Source organism: Curtobacterium sp. Curtsp22, from assembly GCF_059492135.1.
Genome location: NZ_CP168519.1, coordinates 2,541,043 through 2,555,659, shown reverse-complemented (window position 1 = coordinate 2,555,659; position 14,617 = coordinate 2,541,043). Strand labels below are relative to the sequence as shown.

The window sequence follows — 14,617 nt, the reverse complement described above, 5'->3', positions numbered from 1 at the left end:
TTGCTCGGTGTCCGCTGGATCTGCTAGCGTTGATACATCACGATCGGCCCGCTCGCCTCACGGCTCGGGCCGATTTTCTGTTCGCGGGAGGGCGATGGAGTACGGGAAGCCGTGGCTCTCGGTCGAGGAGCAGATCGACAAGCTCCGCGGTCGCGGATGTCACATCGACGACGCGACCTCCGGATCGTCGGTGCTCCGTGAAGTCGGGTACTACCGACTGACCGGCTACCTGTACCCGTTCCGAGAGTCGTGTCCCGTCGCGGACGACGACGGACACCGACGTGTCGTGGTGCGCGATCAGTACCGGACGGGGACCGACATCCGTCACGCCGAGGCGCTCATCGACTTCGATCGTCGACTCCGGCTCCTCGTCATCGAGGCGGTCGAGCGGGTGGAGGTCGCCGTGCGGACACAACTCGGCCATGTCCTCGGGGCTCACTCCCCGTTCGCTCATGAGGACTCGACGTTGTTCACCGAGGCCTTCACGACACCGCGCCCGACGGACGCCGACGGTGTCAGCGCCCACACCGCATGGCTCGTGCGCGTCGCTGAACGCCAGAACTCGTCCGACGAGGCGTTCGTCGGACACTTCCGCACGAAGTACGACGGCCGGATGCCGATCTGGGCGCTCACCGAGATCCTCGAGCTCGGGCATCTCGCGCGTCTCTACGGAGGTCTCAGGAACGACGTCTCGACCGAGATCGCCCGGTCGTTCGGCGTCCCGACGAAGAAGACGATGCTGAGCTGGCTGTCGTCCGTGAACTACGTGCGCAACGTCTCCGCCCACCACGCCCGCCTGTTCAACCGGAAGTTGGTGGCGGCCCCGAAGCGGCCCCGACCGTCGGAGGTCCCCCTGTTGGGGCATCTCTCCGACGGCACCGCGCCGAAGGAGTTCGGCGTCTACAACACTCTCGCTGTGCTGGCGTACCTGCTGCGGTCGATCCCGTGGGACCGCGACTGGGCACCGCGCGCAGCGGCGCTCGTGCGCTCCTTCCCAGCCGCCGGTCCGGTGACGGTCGCATCGATGGGCGTCGCAGCCGGATGGCTCGACGAAGCCCTGTGGGCGGACGCCTGATCAGACCCGGCGGCGCCCGCTCGCTCGCCCCAGCCGCTCGGCGAGCACGGCCGTCGCCGCCCGGAGTTCGTCGGGCCCCTCGACGGTGAAGTCCGCGGTGGCACCGGCGAACGCCGCCGCGAGGCCCTCCCACGACCAGGAGCCGCGCGTGAGACGGCACCGGTCCGGGCCGAGCGGCTCGAGCACGGCGTCGTCGGGGAGGTACGGCGCGACGGTCTCGGCCGGCACCTCGAGGACGGCGGTGCCGGTGCAGGGCCAGACGTCCTCGCGGTCGGACCCCTTGAACCGCGCGGCCACGAACGCTGCCGGATCGCCACCGGGCACGGGACGCGGCGTGAACGGCACGCGCGTCCGCATCCGCGGGGTGATGCGGTCGACGCGGTGGGTACGCCAGTCGTCGCGGTCGAGGTCCCAGTCGAGCAGGTACCAGCGGCCGTTCCGGGCGACCACCGCGTGCGGCTCGACCCGGTGGGGCGTCTCGTCGGGGCCGTACCCGAAGCGGAGGACCTCGCCGAGGTGGACGGCCTCGCTCACCGCGACGAGCACACCCGGGTCGACGGGGGTGCGACCGGCCGACGTGACCGCGTCGATCGCATCCACCCGTGTGCGCAGACGCGCGGGCATCACCTGCCGCACCGTCGCGAGCGCCCGGGCGGCCGATTCGGCGATGTCCGCGCCGGATGCGGGTGCCACGGCGAGCGCGATGGCGATCGCGACCGCCTGGTCGTCGTCGAACAGCAGCGGGGGCAGGTCCGCACCCGCTGCCAGCCGGTACCCGCCGGCCGGGCCACGCAGTGCCTCCACGCGGTAGCCGAGGCCGCGGAGCCGGTCGACGTCGCGGCGGAGCGTGCGCGGGCTGACCTCGAGCCGTCCGGCGAGCTCGTCGCCGGGCCAGTCCCGGTGCACCTGCAGCAGCGAGAGCAGCGCGAGCATGCGCGAGGACGGTCCGGACATGCCCCCAGTATCGGTGGAGAAGCGGACAGGATCTGACCGCAATGCCCGGGATGCTGGTCCCATGAGCATCGAAACGACAACCCACCTCAACTTCGACGGACAGGCCCGCGCGGCCCTCGACTTCTACGCCTCGGTCTTCGGCGGCGAGGTCGCGTCCATGACCTACGGCGCGATGGGCGCCTCGGACGAGCCGGACTGGGCCGACCGCATCGTCTGGGGTCAGGTCGCCACCGACGCCGGGCTGCGCGTGATGGCCTTCGACGTCTGGCCGGGGCAGCCGTACGACCAGGGCACGAACGCCTTCTACGTGTACGTGCACGGCGACGACGCGGCCGAGCTCGAGCGGTACTGGGCGGCGCTGTCCGAGGGGGCCGAGATCCGGCAGCCGCTCGGTCCGTCGGCCTGGGCGCCGCTGGCCGGGCAGCTCCGCGACCGCTTCGGCGTGATCTGGGCGCTGGACGTCGCGTGACGTTTCCGAGCCACTTCCCCACGAAATCCGACCGCCGGTAGCGTGCCGGCATGCCCGAGTTCCGTCCGATGCCCGGCTACGAGCTCGGCGACGGGTGGGTGGCCGCGCGTCGACGCCGCTCCCGGTTCGGCCGGGTGTGGCGATGGGCCGGGCCGCCGGTGGCGCTCCTCGCCCTCGTCGCGGCCGTGCTGCTGTTCCGCTGGTACGGGGGCGTGGCCGACCAGGTCCGGTGGGAGTGCGCCGTGTCCACCTGCGGGACGAACGACCCGCGGTCCTTCGCGCCGGAGGGGTGCTGGGCGCTCCTGGTGCTGTCCACGCTCGGCGTCGGACGGCTGCCGGGGCGCTGGTGGTGGCGAGCCGGACTCCTGCTGGCGTTCGCGGTCGTCGCCGCGTGGTCGATCGACTGGTGGCGGCTGCCGGGAACGGACCTCGGCCTGTTCGTGACCCCGATCGGCGCGGGTGGTGTCGGCGCCGTGCTCCTGCTCGCCCGGATCGGGATCGCGGTCGATCGTGCACGTGGGCGAGCCCACACCGCCCGGCGACAGGCGCGGTGACGGGCGGTCAGCGCGCGGGACTCCACGTGCTGACCGTCACGGCAGCGGTGACGCTCGTCGGCGCGAACACCTGCCCCGGGTCGACGTGGTGGTGGCTCGGCCCCATGTGCACCACGTCGTGGACGTCATCGGCGGACAGCTCCATCGTCCACGTGAGGTCCTCGGCCGACCGCTGCGCGAACGCGGGCGTGAGGGAGTCGTGCAGCCGCCGTTCCTTCTCGGGGTCCACCGTGATCGTCGCCTCGGCCAGCTCCGCCAGGTGTCCGGTGCGCGGGGTCACCACCACGAGGAGGCCGTCGGGGTGCAGCACCCGCGCGTACTCCGTCTGGTTGCGTGGCGCGAAGACGTCCAGCACGACCGCGGCTGCGCCGTCGACGACCGGGAGGCGCTCGGTCACGTCCCCGACGACGGCCACCGCACGCTCGTGGATGCGAGCGGCCCGTCGGATCGCGACCGCGGACAGGTCGAGTGCGACCCCGAGCCGCGGGACGGCCTCGAGCGCGTGCGCGAGGTACGTGCCCGGCCCGGACCCGACGTCGAGGACGACACCGGGCACGTCCACCGACGCGACCGCCCGGGCCACGGCCTGCTCCACGGGCGCGTAGTGCCCCCGCCCCAGGAATCGGAGTCGGGCGTCGACCATCTCCGGGGTGTCCGCCGTCAGCGCACGACGCTTCGCGGGCAGCAGCGTGAGGTGACCCTGCTTGGCCTCGTCGAACCGGTGGCCCGTGGCGCAGCCGACCTGGCCACCGTCGACACGGCCGAGGGGCTCGGCGCAGACAGGGCAGGCGAGCATCGGCAGCAGGTCGTCACGCACCGGCCCAGCGTACGGGGCCTCGCTAGCCTGGCCGGATGTCGCTGCAGCAGCTCTTCGGCCTCGACGGACGCACCGCCCTGGTGACGGGAGGCAGTTCCGGCATCGGGCGAGCGATCGCCACCGCCCTCGCGGACACCGGCGCACACGTGCTCGTCGCGGCCCGGACCGCGGCGACCATCGACGCCACCGTCGCTGCGATCCGGCAGGCGGGTGGCTCGGCCGACGGCATCGTCGCAGACCTGTCCACGCGCGCCGGAGCCCATGCCCTCGCCGACACTGCGGGCGATGTCGACGTGCTCGTCAACTCCGCGGGGATCAACCTGCGGCCGCCCATGGCCGACCTCGACGAGGACACCTGGGACGCCACGATGGCCGTGAACCTCGACGCGCCGTTCGTGCTCGGGCAGCGGCTCGCGCCCGGCATGGCGGCCCGCGGGTACGGCCGGATCATCGGCATCAGCTCCCAGCAGGCGCACCGCCCCTTCGCCGCCAGCGGCGCGTACGGGGTCTCGAAGGCGGGCCTGGAGGCGCTGGCCCGGTCCCAGGCAGAGGCCTGGTCCGGGCACGGGGTCACCTCCAACGTCCTCGTCCCCGGTTTCGTCCGGACCCCGCTCAACGAACGGCTCAGTGCCGACCCCGCGACCGTCGCCGCCCTCGCGGCACGGACCCTGGTCGGGCGGAACGGGCTCGCCTCGGACTTCGCCGCCGCCGCGGTGTTCCTCGCCGGCCCCGGTTCGGCGTACGTCACGGGGCAGTCGATCGCGGTCGACGGCGGGTTCTCCGTGCACTGACCCCGGTACGGTCGGGGCATGGCCGTCATCCACCGTGCAGAACTCCGCCCGTCGAAGCTCGAGGCGCTCGCCGCCTGGCTGCCGGACCAGCCCTGGAGCGGGGTCTCCGCCGGCGACGACCTCGCGATCGCGGGGAAGTTCCGGTTCGACGACCCCGCGGGCGAGGTCGGCGTCGAGACGGTGCTCGTGCGCACTCCGGACGGTCGGGTGCTCCAGGCACCGCTGACCTACCGCGGCGCACCGCTCGACGGTGCCGAGGCCTTCCTCGTGACCGAGATGGACCACTCCGTGCTCGGACGTCGCTGGGTCTACGACGCCGTGGGCGACCCGGTGTACGCCGACGTCCTGCGCCGGGCGATCGCCACGGGCGGGCACGAGGCCACCCTCGAGCGCGCCGACGGATCCGGGGCGTGGAACGCCGAGGGGACGGCATCGGGCAGCGGGTCCGACGCCGACTGCCCCACCGTGACGACCGTGGACGCGCAGACCTCCGGCGGCCTGACCTCCGTCGCGACCGACCACGGGACGCTCGTCGTCGCCCGTGCCGTCGGGGCGGAGCTGCCCGCTGGTCGCACGCTCACCGGCAGCTGGGCCGACGGGACCGGCGTGCTCGCGGTCCTGGTGCCCTGAACCGGATCACCTGACGGCCGCGATGCCCGTGGCGGGGCCGAGCCGCGCCTCCCGTCCGTCGCTCGCACCGATGCCGGTACGGACAGGGCCTGCCTGGCCGGGCACGCCGATGGCAGGATCGAGGGCGTGAAGACACTGGAGTTGCCACAGACGGACCTCACCGCCTCCGACGTCGTCGTCGGCCTGATGCGGATCAACGACATGAGCGACGAGGACATCCGCGCGCTCTACCGCGCCTCGCGCGACGCGGGCGTGACCATGTTCGACCACGCCGCGGTGTACGGCGGGTGGCACGGCTGCGAGGAGCGCTTCGGCTCGGCCGTCACGCTCTCCCCCGCCGAGCGCGCCGAGATCGTGCTGCAGACCAAGGTCGGCATCCGCCCGACCCCGAACGGCGCGTACTTCGACTTCTCGTACGAGCACATCATCGAGTCCGTGCACGAGTCGCTCACGGCGCTGCAGACCGACCACATCGACGTCCTCCTGCTGCACCGTCCCGACGCCCTCGTCGAGCCGGAGGAGGTCGCGAAGGCCTTCGACGAGCTGCACGCCGCCGGCAAGGTCCACCACTTCGGCGTCTCGAACCACACGCCGGGGCAGGTCGACCTGCTGCGCCGCTCGGTGCGGCAGCCGCTCGCGTTCAACCAGGTGCAGCTGAGCATCACGCACGCGAACGTCATCGCGCAGGGCGTCACGGCGAACATGGGCGGCCTCGACCAGTCGATCGACCGCGACAACGACATCCTCAACCACTCGCGCAGCAACGACATCACGCTGCAGGCCTGGTCGCCGTTCCAGAAGGGCTTCTTCGACGGCGTCTTCCTCGGCGACCGCGAGCACTACGCCGAGCTGAACGACGTGCTCGAGGAGCTCGCGGCCGCGCACGGGGTCACCCCGACGGGCATCGCCGTGGCGTGGATCACCCGCCACCCGGCGCACTTCCAGGTCGTCCTCGGCACGACGAATCCGCAGCGCGTCCGGGACTCGGCCGCCGGGTCGGACGTCGTGCTCTCGCGCGAGGAGTGGTACCGCGTGTTCACCGCCGCGGGGCACACCGTCCCCTGAGCGGATCGGGCAGGGTGGGACCCGTGCTCCACGACCTCACCCTGCCCGTCCCCCTCGTCGCCCGCTCCGGCCCGGTCACCGTCCGGGACGCCTCGCCCGACGACCTCGACGCCCTGATGGCGCTGCTGTCGGACGACCCGATCAGTGCCGCACGCGGGGACGTCGCCGCGCCGGAGGACGAGCCGCTGTACGCCGCCGCGCTCCGGGCGATCGTCGAGGACCCGGCGAACGCGCTCCTCGTCGTGACGGACGAACGGGACGTCGTCGTCGGCACGCTGCAGCTCACGCGGATCCCCGGGATGGCCCGGCGTGGGTCCGCCCGGCTGCTCGTCGAGGCCGTCCGGGTGAGCAGTGCCGTGCGCTCGGGCGGGATCGGCAGCGCGGTGATGCGGTGGGTGGTCGACGTCGCCGCCCGGGAACTCGGGACGCCGCTCGTGCAGTTGACCTCGGACGCGCACCGGACGGACGCGCACCGGTTCTACGAGCGCCTGGGGTTCACGGGCTCGCACGTCGGGTTCAAGTACCGCGTGCCCGGCGGGCCCGCCGGGCGCTGACGCGGCGCGCGGCCCGCGGTCGCGGCGCGCGGCCCGCGGTCGCGGCTCGCGGCCCGCGGCGCGCGGCCCGCGGCCCGCGGCGTCGCTTGCCATCGCACAACCGAATGCGCGTCGAACCGCGGTTCCCTGCGGTTCGTGGTGCGTTTGGTTGTGCGCAGCACGAGCGCTGCCGCGCGGGCGGCAGCGCGCGGCGCGGGCAGCGCGCGGCGCGGGCAGCGCGCGGCGCGGGCAGCGCGCGGGGCGCGGGCAGCAGCGCAGCGCGCGGGGTGCGGGTCAGTCGGCGCGGGTCGGGGCGCTCGGGACCGCCACGTCCACGGGCGACACCCCCGCGGGGTCGGCCGACGCTCCGCCGACGACGTCGAACGTGATGCCGAGCTCGGCCGCCGACTCCTCGTCGAGCTCGAGGCCGTCTTCCTTCACCTGGTCCTCGGGGATGGCACGGCCACCGGACGGGTCCCACGAGTTCGCGATCGACATGCGCCCGAGCATGCCCGGTCCGCTTGGCAATCGCCCTGGAAGTCCGTCAGAGATCGTCCGGGTGCAGGCGGTCTCCGGCCTGCGGTCGGCGGAACACCGGGCCGCCGCCGGCCTCGTCCTCGTCGTCGTCGTCGTGACGGACCGGCGAGACGCTCGGGTCGGCGGAGTCCTCGCCGACGTCGGCGCCGCGGTCCTCCTCGATCTGCAGCTCGTCCTCGTCGGAGCCGTCCACGGGGATCGAGCGGCCGTCCTGTTCGGGATCGAAGGGTGTGCTCATCGACATGGGCCGAGCATGCCCCCGCCCGGTGAACGGCGGGTCAACGCTGTCCGTCCGCCGCGATCAGCTCGAGCTGGGTGAGCGGCAGGTCGGAGACGGCCGTGAACGTGAAGGCCGTCCCGGAGCCCTGCAACCGGAACACCCGGGTCTGCCCGGCCCAGTCGAACACGGCGTCCTGCACGGCGACGCGGGTGTCCCCGAGCGCGGCCTCCCACGAGTGGACCCCGGGTTCCGCCGCGGTGACCGTGTAGAGCGAGGTCGGGACGTCGGGGACGTCGAACGACACCGAGGTCCCCGCGGCGAGCGCCGTGACCGTCCGTCCGGTGTCGTCGACGAGCGAGGAGGCGGGCGACGGGAGGTCGGCGGACGACAGGCCGACCGGCAGCAGGTCGACGGGGGTGTCCCGGTACCCGTGCACGTCGGACGCGGACACCGGGCGGGTGTCCGATGCCCAGCCCTGCGGCTCGGGCGACAGCGTGAACACGATCCGCGACGCCGACACCACCACCGAGTGGGGGATGCTCACCGACGTCCAGGGTGAGCCGTCGACCGTCACCGACGCGACGTACGCGCCCTCGGAGCCGTCGGCGACCTCGATGACGGTGGGCGCGCCTCCCGGCTGCTGCAGCACCGTCCTGCGGACCGACGGCGGCACGAGGACGTAGGTGCCCGTGGACGGCGCCAGCGGGTAGAGGCCGATCGTCGCGAAGACGTACCAGGCGCTCATCTCGCCGTTGTCCTCGTCGCCGGCGTAGCCCTGCCCGAGGTCGGACCCGACGAAGAGCCGTTGCAGCGCCTCGCGGACGATGCGGTGCGCCTCGTCGTGCCGCCCGGTGAACATCGGGAAGAACGGGATGTGATGCGCGGGCTGGTTGGAGAGCCCGAGCATCCCCATCCGCACGTCGCGGGCCTCGGTCATCTCGTGGATCGGGAAGCCGTACGAGCCGGAGCGGACGGTCGCGCCGGTCTCCGGGGTGGTGAAGAACGCGTCGAGCGCGGCGTCGAAGCGGGACGGGCCGCCGTGCAGGTCGACGACGCCGGACCCGTCGTGCGGAGCGGTGAAGGCGGTCCCCCACGCGTTCGTCTCGGTGTAGTCGTCGCCCCAGTCCCGCGGGTCGAACTCGGTGCCGACCCGCCACGACCCGTCGGGGTCGCGCCCGATGAAGAAGCCCCGTTCGGAGTCGAACACGTTCCGGTACTGCAGGGAGCGACGGGCGAACCACTCCGACTCGGCCTCGTAGCGGGCGAGGTCGGCGGGTGTCCGGGCGCGCGAGGCGAGCAGGCCCGCCATGACGGCGAGGCCCCAGTCGTTGATGGCCGCGTCGAGGGTCCAGCTCATCCCCTCGTGGGTCGCGGTGTCGACGTGGCCGCGGAAGGCACCCGGGAGGCTCCCCTTGCGTCCGACACGCTCGTCGCGCGGCGGGACGGTCGCGTTCCGCAGTGCGCTGCGGTACGCCTGCGCGAGGTCGAACCCGGTGACGCCCTTCACCGCGAGGTCCGCGAAGACGGTGTCGCTCGTGGTGCCGGTCATGCAGTCCTCGGCGCCGGGGGCACTCCACCGGGGCGTCCACCCGCCGTCGTGGTGGTGCTCGACGAAGCCCTGCGCGAGGTCGCCCGCCGTCTCCGGGGTGAGCAGGGCGAGGAGCGGCCAGGCGGTCCGGTAGGTGTCCCAGAAGCCGTTCGTGGTGGTGAACGGCCCGTCGACGACCTCGGGTCCGGGCTCGTCGCGGATCGGCTCGGCCTGCACGGAGCCGTACGGGGAGCGGTGCCGGGGGACCCCGTCGCGCGCGGTCTCGCCGGCACGGTTCGGGTAGAGGAACAGGCGGTAGAGCCCTGAGTACAGGGTCGTCAGCTGGTCGGGGGTCGCACCCTCGACGGAGAGCGTGGCGAGCTCGTCCGTCCAGAGCTGCTCGGCACGGGCGCGCATGGTGTCGAACGGGCCGGCGGCGTCGAGGTTCGCGCGGGCGTCCTCGAACGAGACCGTGGAGATCCCGAGCAGCACGTCGGTGCCCTCGGGCTGGTCGGACAGCGACAACCAGCCGCGGAGCTGCTGCTCGCCGACGGTGGTGTGGTCGGCGGTCACCCCGGGGACCCGGAGGTGCACGAAGTGGGGCGGGGTGCCCGGACGGTCGTCGAGCAGGGCCTCGACCACGGCGGTGCCGTCCGTGACCGTCACCGAGACGTCCGAGACCCGGCCGTGGTGGTCGAGCACGATGCTCCGGGTGCCGGTGAACCGGAAGCCGAGGGCGAACTCCCCCGCGGTCATCTCGGCCGTGACGCCCTGGTCGAGGGCGACCCGGTAGCGGTGCGGACCGTCCTGCTCGTCGTCGTGGTCGAACCCGAGGGCACGGGCGGCCCGGTCGGGATCGGGGGTGTCGAGCGGGGAGGGCATGACCTGGAAGACGCCCCGGTCCCCCATCCACGGTGACGGGATGTGGCTCGTCGCGAAGGCCTGGATCGCCGGGCGGACCCGGCCGGTCGCGTCGGTGCGGTCGTGCTCCTGGTAGGCGTACGGCCAGCGGTTGCTCGAGGCGTCGGTCATGGGCAGGCCGAAGACCCCGCCGTGCGGGATGCCGACCAGCGGGGCGTTGTTGCCGCGGGAGAACCGGGAGGACGCCTGCGTGCCGCGGGTCGTGCGGACGTGGTCGAGCGGGGTGCGCGGGACGGGGCGCGCGGGACCGATGCGGACGGCGTCGAGCCAGCCGCGGAGGTGCGGGCGCGACCCGTCTGCGGTCGTGGGGTGCGGGCCGGAGCCGAGCCGCGCCTCCAGGCGGTCCACGACCCGGCCCGCGAGCGGCGTGAGGTCCACCGCCCGACGGTTCCACTGGTCAACCCACTGCTTGCGCGCGGCGTCCTGCGCCTCCGGCGTGAGCGTGTCGCCGTACTGGTCGCGCGCCGCGTCGCTCAGCCGCGTGCCGTCGGTGCAGACCAGGTCGAGCGCGAACGCCGTCGCGTCCCAGAAGTGCGGCAGGTCGTCCTCGGTGGGTTCCGTCGCACCGTCCGGCAGCACGCGCTCCGGGAACCACACCCACGAGAGTTCGTCACCCGACTCGATCGTCCGACCGGCGAACCCGGGGACGACCGCGGCGGCGACGTGCTCACCCGCGGGTCGTTCGACCAGCCAGCCCTCCGCCGAACCGAAGCCGACACCGTTCCGCGCGGCGACGGCCGTCGTCGGGCCACCGCTCCGTTGCAGTTCTCGCACCGGCCCAGCGTATTTGGTCCACCGTCTGGAGGAAAACCCCCGGCGTGTCAGCCCCGGTTGTGCCCCGGGGCGTTCGCCGAGTTCCCGGGACCGGAGCTGCCCGGGCCGCTCGTGTCGACGGCCGGGTCGGCGCCGTCCTGCGGAGCCTGCACGGGGTTGGACGCCGGGCTCGACGGCTGCGGCCCCACCGAGGGGTCGTCCGCCGGGTCGCTCGGCTGTGCCGGCTCGGACGGCTGCTCGGCCGGTTCGGACGGCTGCTGTGCGGGCTCGGACGGCTGCTCGGCCGGTTCGGAGGGCTGCTCCGCCGGCTCGGACGGCTGCTCCGCCGGCTCGCTCGGCTGCTGGTCGTCGGTCGAGGGCGAGCTCGACTGGGTCGGTGCCGGCGTCGACCCGTCGTCCCCGTTCAGGGCGAACACGGCGACGACGATGCCGGCGAGCACGAGCACACCGATCACCACGGCGGCGATGATCGGCCCGCGTCGGCGCCGGGGTCGGTCGTCCGGCGCCGGTGCCGGGGGCGCCGCGACCGGGCCACGGGGGCCTCCGGCACGGCCGACCGCTCCGGGCGCGCCGTCCGCACTGCGGCCCGCCTGCGCGCCGAGCACCGTGGTCGCGACGTCGTCGGCGGCGTTCGGCCGCTGCGCGTCCAGGACGCGCGTCGCGTCGTCGGCGCCGCCGGGCTGCGCGGTCGGCATGGCTCGCGTGGCGTCGTCGGCCCCGGAGGCGCGACTCGCCGGCATCGCCTGCGTCGCCTCGTCCGCACGGGCGGCACCCGCAGCGCCCGCCGCCGCGGCACCGGCCGCCGCACCCGCCACGGCCGGCGTGACCGTGCCGGGACCGCCGGGGAGGAGCTGCGTGGCCGGAGCGGCGTCGTCGTGGCCGAGCGCACGGAGTCGCTGTGCCGCCTCGGCCGCGGAGGGCCGGTCCGCCGGGTCCTGCGCGGTCATGACGTGCAGGAGCGTGCGCCAGGCAGTGGGCAGGTGCGGGTCGATCTCCGGACCGCGGGTGAGGCGAGCGGTCGCGGACTCGACCGCGCTGCCCGGGAACGGCTGCTTGCCGGTGAGCGCCTCGAGGAGCATGAGGCCGAGCGCGTACACGTCGGCCTTGCCGGTGATCGGCTGCGCCAGGACCTGCTCCGGTGCGATGTACGCCGCCGTGCCCATCACCGTGCCGGTCTGGGTGGCCCGGGCGCCGTCCCGCAGCAGGGCGATGCCGAAGTCGGCGAGCTTGACGTGGACGCCGTCGCTCTCGAGCAGCACGTTCGCCGGCTTCACGTCGCGGTGGACGATGCCCTGCGCGTGCGCCGCCGCGAGGCCGTCCGCGACCTGCGCCCCGACACCGGCGGCGGTGGCACGGTCGAGCGGCCCCTCGCGCAGTCGCGTCGCGAGGTCGCTGCCCGGGACGAGTTCCATCACGAGGTACGAGTCGCCGTCGACGTCGTCGAGCGCGGCGTCGTACAGGGTCACGAGTGCCGGGCTGCGGAGCGCCGCGAGGGTCTGGATCTCCGCCTCGGCACGGGCGCGTTCGCCGTGGTCGACCGCTCCGATGCGGAAGACCTTGACCGCCACCTCACGCCCGAGCTGCTCGTCGACCGCCCGGTAGACGGAGGCCATGCCGCCGTGCCCGAGCGTTCCCGTGACGCGGTACCGACCGCCGAAGACCCGTTCTTCCATGCGGGGCAACCTACCGGGACGACCTGACGGGTCGCGCACCGCGGCGGAGCGCCGTGAGGTAGAGGCGGTGCGCCGTGATCACCAGCGCCAGCCAGGCGAGCCCGAGCGCCCACGCCGCCAGGACGTCGGTCAGCCAGTGGTGGCCGAGGAACACCCGCGAGATGCCGACCGAGACGACGAAGAAGGTGCCGGCGACGATCGTCAGCACCCGGGTCACGAGCTTCGACTGCCGGAGGAGCAGCAGGTACACGATCGTCCCGACGATGACGGTCGCGTTGAGCGTGTGCCCGGACGGGAACGACGGCGAGTGCTCGTACGGCGGGACGGCATCGCGCAGCGGCGGGCGGGCACGGCCGATGAGGTCCTTGCCCGCGATCGTCATGAGCAGGGACCCGCCCGCGGCCGCGACGAGCAGCACGAGGGGCGTCCAGGCACGACGCTGGATCGTGAACCCGACGAGGAACCCCAGGGCGACGATCGGCATCCCGATGGTGCCGGCGACGTCCGTCCACCAGGTCACGAGGGTGTCGGCCGTCGGCGACCGGAGCGTGAGCATCCAGTCGAGCACGGGGCGGTCGAGCACGGCGACGTCGTCGGCCTCGCGCACGGCGTCGTAGACCTCGGAGGCCGCCCAGGTCGCGGTCACGGCGACCCCGATGCCGATCGCGAGGGTGACCACGAGCAGCGGGAGCGCGCCCCATCGGTGGCCGAGCGCTGCCCACCGGTCCGCGGACGCCCGGCCGGCGCGGGTGCGCCACGTCGTGAGGTCGACGTCGCCGACGCGTTGGTCGGGGGCCTCGGGGTGATCGGTCTGCATCGACCCACCCTGCCCGAGTCCCGGTGTGCGGGTGCGGGAGGTCAGCGGAGTGCCGGTGGACGCATCGTGACGGCCACGACGTTCGACGCGCGGAAGACCCTGATCCCCTGGCGCTCCACCTCGCTGAGGATGCCCAGCTCGCACAGCTTCGCCACGGCGTTGCTCGCGGCCTGGTACGTCCTGCCCGTCGCCGCTGCGAGCATCGGGATCGAGACGAACGGCGTACCGATGAGGAAGTCAGCGATCTCCAGCACCATCCCGCGTCCGCCGCTCGCGCGGATGCGCTCGCGGTACTCGGCCTGGACGGCGAGCAGCTCGGTCATGCGCGTGCCGGTGTCGATCGCCGACTGCTCGATGCCATCGGCGAAGAACCGCACCCAGGCGTCCCAGTCCCCGGACGCGCTGACCTCGGCCAGGTGGTCCTGGTACCGCTCTCTTCGCGCCTCGAACCACGGGGACACGCTCAGGAGCGGCTCGGTCAGCACTCCCGCACGCATCAGCTGCAGGACGATCAGGAGCCGACCGAGCCGACCGTTGCCGTCGTTGAACGGGTGGATGGTCTCGAACTGGTAGTGCGCCATCGCCGTTGCGAGGACCGGATCCTCCTGCCGATCGCCGGCATCCTCGATCCAGTGCACGAGGTCCGTGAGCGCCGCGCGCAACCCAGTACCGGGTGGCATCGGGACGAACCGCGCGTCCTCGATGCCGCCACCACGGGTGCCGATCGCGACCGGGACCTCACGGACGCGTCCTGCCTGCCCGGTGTCGGCAGCCGTGCCGCGGACGAGCAGCCCCTGGAGTTCCTCCAGGAGACCGAGGGTGACCGGCGCGGTCGCGACCCAGTCGAAGGCCCGCTCGGCGGTCTCGACGTAGTTCAGCACCTCGGACAGGGCAGCCGAGCGCCCGCTCCCCCCGACCGCCTCGGCTGCGAGCACGTCGTCCAGCGGCGCGAACGTCCCCTCGAGCGCTGACGTGCTCTGTGCCTCGCGTCGGAGGGTCGGTTGGCGGAGGATCCCGGGGTTCGGAAGCAGGACGGCGCCCTGTTCGAGCCGGCCCAGCGCACGGTTCGCCCGCGAGACAGCGGCCCAAGTACTCCCGCTGAGCGGTGGGGCATCCCCGAGCGGGTGCGGCGAGAAACCGAAGTGGTCGTACCGCAAGCCGGTGCGACCGTCGACACCGCCGACCGGTACGAGCGCACCGAGCGGGCTGTCGCGGAAGCGGGCGATGTTCACCTGACGAGTTTAGGCGCCAGGACTTGA

Annotated in this window: 15 protein-coding genes; 7 read left to right on the top strand and 8 right to left on the bottom strand. The window is 73.5% G+C overall.

What is annotated here, in order from left to right:
• The first annotated feature begins 94 nt into the window (after positions 1-94).
• Positions 95-1,075 carry an Abi family protein gene (locus tag ACEN8D_RS12405; protein WP_413398478.1) on the top strand — a complete coding sequence of 327 codons (981 nt, stop codon included), beginning with the start codon at positions 95-97 and terminating at the stop codon, positions 1,073-1,075.
• Here ACEN8D_RS12405 and ACEN8D_RS12400 read toward each other — a convergent pair whose 3' ends face one another.
• Positions 1,076-2,029, bottom strand: a complete 954-nt coding sequence (locus ACEN8D_RS12400) for a helix-turn-helix transcriptional regulator (RefSeq protein WP_413398479.1) — start codon at positions 2,027-2,029, stop codon at positions 1,076-1,078.
• A gap of 61 nt (positions 2,030-2,090) precedes the next feature.
• On the opposite strand from ACEN8D_RS12400, the gene ACEN8D_RS12395 reads away from it, so the two are divergent.
• Together ACEN8D_RS12395 and ACEN8D_RS12390 are read left to right on the top strand one after the other, a co-directional pair.
• On the top strand, positions 2,091-2,498 hold the full coding sequence (locus tag ACEN8D_RS12395) for a VOC family protein (protein ID WP_092385390.1): 408 nt from the start codon (positions 2,091-2,093) through the stop codon (positions 2,496-2,498).
• Between the two features lie 50 nt (positions 2,499-2,548).
• On the top strand, positions 2,549-3,052 hold the full coding sequence (locus tag ACEN8D_RS12390; RefSeq protein WP_413398480.1) for a hypothetical protein: 504 nt from the start codon (positions 2,549-2,551) through the stop codon (positions 3,050-3,052).
• Positions 3,053-3,059: 7 nt separating this feature from the next.
• Here the strand turns inward: ACEN8D_RS12390 and ACEN8D_RS12385 are convergent, their stop codons facing one another.
• The gene (locus ACEN8D_RS12385; RefSeq protein ID WP_413398481.1) at positions 3,060-3,869 is read right to left on the bottom strand and encodes a putative RNA methyltransferase; all 810 of its coding nucleotides are present in this window, start codon (positions 3,867-3,869) and stop codon (positions 3,060-3,062) included.
• 35 nt (positions 3,870-3,904) lie between these two features.
• Between ACEN8D_RS12385 and ACEN8D_RS12380 the strand changes: the two genes are divergently transcribed.
• The 4 genes from ACEN8D_RS12380 (at position 3,905) to ACEN8D_RS12365 (ending at position 6,909) form a co-directional block, all read left to right on the top strand.
• Positions 3,905-4,660 (top strand): SDR family NAD(P)-dependent oxidoreductase, encoded by a 756-nt coding sequence (locus tag ACEN8D_RS12380; protein ID WP_413398482.1) that lies wholly within the window; start codon positions 3,905-3,907, stop codon positions 4,658-4,660.
• Positions 4,661-4,678: 18 nt separating this feature from the next.
• Positions 4,679-5,290, top strand: coding sequence for a CG0192-related protein (locus ACEN8D_RS12375; protein WP_413398483.1), 612 nt, complete (start codon positions 4,679-4,681; stop codon positions 5,288-5,290).
• Positions 5,291-5,416: 126 nt separating this feature from the next.
• The gene (locus ACEN8D_RS12370; RefSeq protein ID WP_092385400.1) at positions 5,417-6,355 is read left to right on the top strand and encodes an aldo/keto reductase; all 939 of its coding nucleotides are present in this window, start codon (positions 5,417-5,419) and stop codon (positions 6,353-6,355) included.
• 23 nt (positions 6,356-6,378) lie between these two features.
• Positions 6,379-6,909: a GNAT family N-acetyltransferase gene (locus ACEN8D_RS12365; RefSeq protein ID WP_495601025.1), complete on the top strand. Its 531-nt coding sequence runs from the start codon at positions 6,379-6,381 to the stop codon at positions 6,907-6,909.
• 273 nt (positions 6,910-7,182) lie between these two features.
• Here ACEN8D_RS12365 and ACEN8D_RS12360 read toward each other — a convergent pair whose 3' ends face one another.
• The 6 genes from ACEN8D_RS12360 to ACEN8D_RS12335 are packed head-to-tail and all read right to left on the bottom strand — an operon-like array spanning position 7,183 to position 14,590.
• A complete protein-coding gene (locus tag ACEN8D_RS12360) occupies positions 7,183-7,386 on the bottom strand; it encodes a hypothetical protein (protein ID WP_139201893.1) in 204 nt (67 codons plus the stop codon).
• Positions 7,387-7,432: 46 nt separating this feature from the next.
• Positions 7,433-7,669 (bottom strand): hypothetical protein, encoded by a 237-nt coding sequence (locus ACEN8D_RS12355; protein WP_413399855.1) that lies wholly within the window; start codon positions 7,667-7,669, stop codon positions 7,433-7,435.
• A gap of 34 nt (positions 7,670-7,703) precedes the next feature.
• On the bottom strand, positions 7,704-10,868 hold the full coding sequence (locus ACEN8D_RS12350) for a GH92 family glycosyl hydrolase (RefSeq protein ID WP_413461818.1): 3,165 nt from the start codon (positions 10,866-10,868) through the stop codon (positions 7,704-7,706).
• Between the two features lie 47 nt (positions 10,869-10,915).
• Positions 10,916-12,541, bottom strand: a complete 1,626-nt coding sequence (locus tag ACEN8D_RS12345; RefSeq protein WP_495601024.1) for a serine/threonine-protein kinase — start codon at positions 12,539-12,541, stop codon at positions 10,916-10,918.
• Between the two features lie 10 nt (positions 12,542-12,551).
• Positions 12,552-13,358, bottom strand: a complete 807-nt coding sequence (locus ACEN8D_RS12340) for a phosphatase PAP2 family protein (RefSeq protein WP_413399888.1) — start codon at positions 13,356-13,358, stop codon at positions 12,552-12,554.
• Positions 13,359-13,399: 41 nt separating this feature from the next.
• Positions 13,400-14,590 (bottom strand): Fic family protein, encoded by a 1,191-nt coding sequence (locus tag ACEN8D_RS12335; RefSeq protein ID WP_070417600.1) that lies wholly within the window; start codon positions 14,588-14,590, stop codon positions 13,400-13,402.
• Positions 14,591-14,617: the final 27 nt, after the last annotated feature.